Source organism: bacterium, assembly GCA_021158245.1.
Classification (GTDB): Bacteria; Zhuqueibacterota; QNDG01; order QNDG01; family QNDG01; genus QNDG01.
Window position 1 is genome coordinate 69,262 of sequence record JAGGVB010000176.1, and the last position, 6,970, is coordinate 76,231.

The 6,970-nt window shown below is 39.2% G+C and carries 7 protein-coding genes; all 7 read left to right on the plus strand.

The window, feature by feature from the left end:
- Positions 1-274: 274 nt before the first annotated feature.
- The 7 genes from J7K93_09765 (at position 275) to J7K93_09795 (ending at position 6,825) form a co-directional block, all read left to right on the plus strand.
- The gene (locus J7K93_09765) at positions 275-2,125 is read left to right on the plus strand and encodes a T9SS type A sorting domain-containing protein (protein ID MCD6117291.1); all 1,851 of its coding nucleotides are present in this window, start codon (positions 275-277) and stop codon (positions 2,123-2,125) included.
- A 160-nt stretch (positions 2,126-2,285) separates the two neighbouring features.
- Positions 2,286-2,744: a hypothetical protein gene (locus J7K93_09770; GenBank protein ID MCD6117292.1), complete on the plus strand. Its 459-nt coding sequence runs from the start codon at positions 2,286-2,288 to the stop codon at positions 2,742-2,744.
- A 105-nt stretch (positions 2,745-2,849) separates the two neighbouring features.
- A complete protein-coding gene (locus tag J7K93_09775) occupies positions 2,850-3,404 on the plus strand; it encodes a LytR C-terminal domain-containing protein (GenBank protein ID MCD6117293.1) in 555 nt (184 codons plus the stop codon).
- Positions 3,391-3,753 (plus strand): ribosome silencing factor, encoded by a 363-nt coding sequence (gene rsfS / locus J7K93_09780; protein MCD6117294.1) that lies wholly within the window; start codon positions 3,391-3,393, stop codon positions 3,751-3,753. The genes J7K93_09775 and rsfS overlap by 14 nt, the downstream gene beginning before the upstream one ends.
- Positions 3,750-5,411 carry an arginine--tRNA ligase gene (locus J7K93_09785; GenBank protein MCD6117295.1) on the plus strand — a complete coding sequence of 554 codons (1,662 nt, stop codon included), beginning with the start codon at positions 3,750-3,752 and terminating at the stop codon, positions 5,409-5,411. Before rsfS ends, J7K93_09785 begins: the two co-directional genes overlap by 4 nt.
- Before the next feature lie 34 nt (positions 5,412-5,445).
- A complete protein-coding gene (locus tag J7K93_09790) occupies positions 5,446-6,402 on the plus strand; it encodes a carbohydrate kinase family protein (protein ID MCD6117296.1) in 957 nt (318 codons plus the stop codon).
- A gap of 3 nt (positions 6,403-6,405) precedes the next feature.
- On the plus strand, positions 6,406-6,825 hold the full coding sequence (locus J7K93_09795; protein MCD6117297.1) for a YjbQ family protein: 420 nt from the start codon (positions 6,406-6,408) through the stop codon (positions 6,823-6,825).
- Positions 6,826-6,970 lie beyond the last annotated feature (145 nt).

The window sequence follows — 6,970 nt, forward strand, 5'->3', positions numbered from 1 at the left end:
TTTCATAAGTTATATTATAAGTATATCTTTGGAATAACTACTTATTTATTGCTATGGCAAAATGAGGTGGGTAAACAGTAGTCTTTTATGCTATATTTTCGGTATTACAAGATATTTCTATTTATTATGCTCTTGCAATTTCCTATTATTTCATTCGGAAACAATGTAGAAAGGTAAAAATAACTATACTAAATTAAGGAGAAAAACAGAGGATAACCAGTACTGTTTTTGCAGTTGAAGCAGTTCATAACATTGAAAATACGAGGAGGAAGTTATGGTGAAGAAAGATAATGTATCGAAGTTTTTTATTGTGGCAGTAACAATGTTATTTGTTATCGCTGCTGTTGGGCTGTTTGCAGGAACAAAGAGCGGCAAAACCAAAGCAAATACAGCTGAATGGAAGACAGTTTTGGAAGACAGTTTTGAAAGTTCGGATTTCCCTGATCCATGGACTCGCGGTGGCACGAATTACACATGGGGAATGAATGACGCACAAGCGAGTGATGGTACATACAGCATCTGGTGTGCTGATAAAGCGCTTGGAGGTAATCCCCGCCGTAATCCTGTCCCTGGAAGCGGATATGCCGATAATATGGATGCCTCAATTGGTTATGGTCCAATTGATTTGAGAAACTGTACAGATGCATTTATGTCGTTCGACATATGGAGAAAACTTTCTGATGAGGATAAGGTTGAAATTATTGCTACCAATAATGTAATAAAAGCAACTGTCATTTATCAGGGCGGACAGGGCGGATGGTTATCTGAAAAAATATCATTCGGCAACTGGAATGGTATAAATTTTCTGGGCCAAAAAAATGTTTTCGTAAAAATTCGTTTCTATTCAAATGGAGCAGGGCATAATATCGGTGCATTTATTGATAATGTTGTTATTAAAAAATATTTTACAGGTTATCCCGACATTGCTGTTAAGACTTTAACTGTAGATCCTACTGTCGTGGCTAATGGTGAGCAGGTAATGCTGACTGGTGAAGTTACAAACCTGAGTGAGAATAGATCTCAAAGCAATATCATCAATTTTTACGTATCGGAAGATCAGACAATAGATCCTTCAAATGACCCGCGTATTGGCAGCTTGCCGGTTCCTGAATTGGATAAAGATGAAGTTTTTGCTTTTTCTGAGGCTTTTTTTATTCCTGTAACATTGCCGACTGCAACTTATTATGTAGGTGGAATGCTTGATCCTGACAGTATTATGAATGAGGATGATAAATCCAATAATACATTTGTGTGTGCTTCCCAAGTTGTTGTAAGTGCACCAAAAGGCTGGGAAACAATTCTTTATGATGATTTCGAACAACCTTATCCGGAAACTTATGGCTGGAAAAGATATGCTGATAGTGGAAATTATACATGGAGTAGAGAGGAATTCAATTCGTCTGTTTTTGAAGGGCAATATAGCCTTTGGTGTGCTGGTAATTCTTTCAATGGAGCAAAAAGCTTGCATCCTTCTGATGGATATTCAAATGATATGGATACTTATTCTACATATGGACAATTTGACCTTACAGATGCTCTTGCAGCAGATATAAGCCTTTATGGATGGTATGAAATGCTGGGTAATGATAAATTTGAAATTTTGATTAATGCCGGAGCAGGCTTTGAAGGCTATAAATATAATGGGAGCAGCAATGGCTGGAATTATGCACAACTGGATCTTTCAGACTGGCCAGTTTATGGGAATCTTCTCGGATATAATTATGTAACATTTGCAATACGTTTCCGTAGTGATGGATCAGGAAATGCAGAGGGTGTTTATGTTGATAATGTTGTTATCAGAAAGCAGACCAGCACAGCAGTAGATGATAACCTGAAGAGTGTTCCTCAAACATTCGCATTACGCCAGAATTATCCGAATCCATTTAACCCGGAAACTGTAATAGGGTATGCTTTGCCAAGAGATTCTGAAGTCAAGATAACGGTTTTCAATATCTTCGGCCAAAAGGTAAGAACCCTTGTTAATCAGAAAGTAAAAGCAGGAAGCCACAAAGTTACATGGAATGGGACTGATAATTATGGTTTAAAGGTTTCAAGCGGTGTATACTTCTATAAAATTTCAGCAGGTGATTTCAGTGCAATGAAAAAGATGATTCTAGTTCAGTAATTACCTGAAGTTGAGATAATCATTAAAGCTGCCGGATCTGTTTAAGTTCCGGCAGTTTTTTATACTCGGATGAAGAATTAAAAGATAAAAAGATGTTGACTTTTTATTCAATTTTATTATACTTACAAAGGATAGCAGGACAGTGACAAGGAGTTTGGTTATGAATAAGTTTAAAATATTTTTTACAGCTTCTGTTTTCATAATAGTTCTCCCGTTTGCTGCATTAAAAGCACAGACAGCATCCAAATCCAGTCTTTTTAATACTTCTTCCATTGTAAGTAAGCCGACAGGCTTTCTGGACAAACTTCTTTCTTCTTCAAAATTTCATATGTCCCATAGTTATTCAATGGAATTTTTTTCAATGGGCTCACAAAGTGCAGGCCTGGGCCTGTACACAAATAAAATATCTCTGCAGCTTGCAGCACCCTTATCTGCACAAGTTAAGATCGGATATGCTCATCCGATTTCCGGTTTGGGTATGAATTCTTTTGCACCCGGAGGAAACCTTTTTCTGCAGCAGGCAACAATAAAATACCAGCCGATAGAAAATATGCAGATCAGGGTTGATTACAGATCGTATCCGGCAGGATATTTTATGCCTTTTTATGGTATGAGGTAGAAGTGCTGCTGCATGCCCGAAATCTTTATTATAATCAGTTTGTAATAGCTGGGGCCGAGAAAATAATTCTCGGTTTTTTTATAACAAATTTAACAGGAGTGCTTGATGACGAGGCATAGAACAAGGCGTGTCCGTCCCATAAAAAGACAGTCGAGCCCGGCTGCACATAAAAAAAGAACTGTCAGGCGGACTTCCTTTAATATAAAAGGCAGATTAACACAGTTTCTGATTGCACTTGTTCTTGTTATTGATATTGTACTTGTAGTATTTGCAGTAAAGCAGTGCTCAAAACCTCCTCTTGAGGTGCAGGAGATTAATACACCTGCCCCTGAAACAGTGAGGATACAGATAGAAGTGCTTAACGGATGTGGTGTCCCTGGAATAGCGGCAAAGTATACGGATTTTTTAAGAGATAATGGTATTGATGTTGTAAAGACAGATAATTACGAATCTTTTAATGTACTTAAAACAGTTGTTATTGACAGGCGCGGAAACTGGAAGAAATGTAAAAAGATAGCACACGCAATGGGCCTTTCCGAAGATAGAATACTCCAGGAAATTAATGATGCCTATTTGTTAGATGCAAGTTTGATTATTGGCAAGGACTTCAGACAATTATCAAGTTGGAACCAAGTGGAGAAATATATTGAACAAAGATGATGCCCATGAAAAAGCAAGAGCGATTGCCCACATTGCTCTATCAAAGAAAGCAGAAGATATACATATCCTTGATGTGAGGAAATTTACAAGTGTTACGGATTTTTTTGTTATCTGCCATGGAGATGTAGATCTGCAGGTTAAATCCATTCAGGAATCTATTGACAGAGGTATGAGAGATTTCGGAGTAAAGGTATGGCACAAGGAAGGGTCGCAGTACAACAGATGGGTTGTCCTGGATTATGTTGATGTTGTTGTACATGTTTTCCTGAAAGAGATGAGAGATTTTTACAATCTGGAACGGTTATGGGGAGACGCTGAAACTGAGATGATTGAAGATGAGAAAAAATGAGCATAGATAAATTAATTGCAGAAAAAATTACAGAAGCTGCAGTAAAATCCGGTTTTCAGGTAAATGAAAAAACAGCAGGAGATCTTTCTGTTCCAAAACAGAAAGGCCATGGAGATTTGTCGTCTAATATTGCGCTTGTTCTTGCTGCAAAGGAAAAGAAAAAACCTCGCGAGATTGCACAGTCAATATTAAATAATCTTGATGCTGATTCAGATATTATTTCAAAAGTTGAGATTGCCGGCCCGGGTTTTATTAATATCTTTATAAATGATTTTTTTATTGTTAATCAGCTGTCCGACATACTCAATTCGGGACAGAAATTCGGGTTCTCTGATAAAGCAAAAGGGAAAAAAGCGCAAGTAGAGTTTGTCAGCGCAAACCCAACAGGGCCTCTCTCAATCGGGCACGGCCGACAGGCTGTTATCGGAGATGTTGCAGCAAATCTGCTGGAGTCACAGGGATGGGATGTTACAAGGGAATACTATTTTAACAATGCCGGCCGGCAGATGCGAAAATTGGGAGAATCGGTTTTTATCAGGTACCTTAACCTTATCGGAAAAGATGCCGAATTGGGCGATGATCATTACCAGGGCAAGTACATTACAGATATTGCACGCAAGGCTTTGCAGGAGAAGGGGGATTCTCTTGCTGACGGGCAGAATATAGAATATTTTCAGCAGTTTGCAGAAAGTGTTATTTTTGAAGATATTAAAATTACATGTAAAAGACTCGGGATAAAGTTTGATGTTTTTTTTAATGAAAAATCTCTTTATGAAAACGGAGATATTGATAAGGTGCTCTCTGTCCTGAGGGAAAAGGGCCTTGTATACGACAAAGACGGAGCTGCGTGGTTAAAGACAACTGAATGGGGGCAGGATCAGGACAGAGTACTTGTTAAATCGACAGGAGAGCCTACTTACAGGCTTCCCGATATTGCGTATCACAAGAATAAACTTGAAAGAGGATTTGACAAAATTGTCGATATATTCGGATCTGACCATATAGCAACTTATCCTGATGTTCTCGCTGCTGTAAAGGCTCTCGGTTATGATACTTCACAAATAACAGTACTGATCCACCAGTTTGTTACATTGACTGAAAACGGTAAAACCATAAAGATGTCAACGCGAAAGGCTAATTTTGTAACACTTGATGAACTCATGGATGAGGTCGGTGTGGACGTAACACGTTATTTCTTTATCAACCGGTCAATGTCAAGCCATCTGAATTTTGATTTAAACCTTGCTAAAACCCAGTCAGATGAAAATCCGGTCTTTTATGTCCAGTATGCCCATGCACGAATTTGCAGCGTTATTAATCATGCGAGAGAAAAGGGGTTTAATCCGGATGAAAGAGGAGATTTATCCCTATTGAGGTCTGCAGAGGAAATTAATCTTGCAAAGGCGCTTTTAAGTTTCCCTGAAATTGTTGAGAACACAGCGGAAAATTTTGAGCTGCAGAGACTGACTAATTTCATGGAATCTGTGGCTACTCTGTATCATAAATTTCAGCATGCAGGCAAGGTTGATGATTCCTTACGTGTTGTAAGTGCAGACAGAAAAATGACACAGGCGAGGCTTTCTCTCTGCAATGCGGCACGTACAGTGCTTGCTAATGGATGCAGATTACTGGGCGTTTCAGCACCGGAAAGAATGTAAAGCGGGATTTATAAATATATTAGGGAGGATAACATTGAAAGTAGCTGTAACCGGATCTATTGCGTATGATTATCTTATGTCTTTTCCGGGAAATTTTTCCGAACATTTCATTCCTGAAAAGCTTGATTCAATAAGCGTAAGCTTTCTTGTGGATTCTTTAAAAAAACGCAGAGGGGGAACTGCTGCAAATATAGCGTACAGTCTTGCGCTTCTCGGAGAATCACCCCTTCTCGTGGGTGTTGCAGGTTTGGATTTCCCGGATTACGGAGCTGCATTAAAGGATGCAGGTGTGGATCTTTCAGGTGTGAAAATAATTACAAGTGAGTATACACCCTCATTTTTTGCAAGTACTGATAACAATGGTAATCAAATTGCTTTTTTTGCCCAGGGCGCTATGAGAGCAGCATCCGAAGTCTCACTTAAGGAAATGAACCTTGAGCCCGGTACAATTGTCATCATATCTCCGAATGATCCCAAAGCTATGCAGATGTATGTGGAGGAGTGTAAAGAACTTGGCTTGAAATATATTTATGATCCGGGACAACAGATTGTAAGGCTTGAGAAAGATGCACTTATCAATGGTGCAGACGGAGCAAACATTTTGATTTTGAATGATTACGAACTCAGCATGTTTTTGAAAAAGACAGGCCTTGATAAAAATGAGCTTTCAGGCCTTGCAGAGACTTTGATAGTTACTCTCGGCGGAAAAGGCTCTGAGATTATTGCAAAAGGTGAGACAATTAAAATCCCGACTGCTCCTTTAACCAATATCGCAGACCCCACAGGTGTCGGAGATGCTTTCAGGGCAGGATTACTTACAGGATTGTTGTCACATTTTTCATGGGAGACAGCAGGCCGCATGGGGAGCCTTGCTGCTGTCTATGTTCTTGAACAGGACGGCCCCCAGAATCATTCATATACAAAGGATGAATTTTTTAAAAGATTCCTTTATGCATTCCCGGATTTTCAGGAAGTAAAGGAGATCCTCTGAGAAATGAATATTGTTACTGAAAGTATAGAAGTTTCCACTCAGGGATTCACTGATATTATTGACATTACGGGCCAGGTGTCAGATGTTTTGGAAAAAACGGGATTCTCCGAAGGACAAGTAACTATTTTTATTTCAGGCTCCACTGCAGCAGTAACAACAATTGAGTATGAGCCCGGATTGATTAAGGATCTGCCAGAGGCATTCGAAATATTTGCACCGCAGAACAAACAGTATCACCATGACGATACATGGCATGACGGTAATGGCTTTGCACACGTAAGGGCTGCTTTTACAGGAGCCTCGCTTACTGTTCCTTTCACAAAAGCAAGGATGCTTCTTGGTACATGGCAGCAGATTGTTGTAATTGATTTTGACAACAGGCCGAGGCACAGGAATATTGTAGTTCAGATTATGGGAGAGTAAGATTGCCTGTTAAGACGATAGAGTTTGTTGAAAATAGAGTCAGAATAGTAGATCAAACCCTTTTACCCGCAGAATTCAGTTATATCACAATATCAAATGTTGATGATATGGCAGATGCTATCCGCAAGTTGAAGATAAGAGGTGC

What these genes read in the sequence shown, in the direction of transcription:
- J7K93_09775 (MCD6117293.1), top strand. Translation starts at nt 2,850, where the DNA reads ATGACGAGGCATAGAACAAGGCGTGTCCGTCCCATAAAAAGACAGTCG.
- J7K93_09765 (MCD6117291.1), top strand. Translation starts at nt 275, where the DNA reads ATGGTGAAGAAAGATAATGTATCGAAGTTTTTTATTGTGGCAGTAACA.
- J7K93_09795 (MCD6117297.1), top strand. Translation starts at nt 6,406, where the DNA reads ATGAATATTGTTACTGAAAGTATAGAAGTTTCCACTCAGGGATTCACT.
- J7K93_09785 (MCD6117295.1), top strand. Translation starts at nt 3,750, where the DNA reads ATGAGCATAGATAAATTAATTGCAGAAAAAATTACAGAAGCTGCAGTA.
- J7K93_09770 (MCD6117292.1), top strand. Translation starts at nt 2,286, where the DNA reads ATGAATAAGTTTAAAATATTTTTTACAGCTTCTGTTTTCATAATAGTT.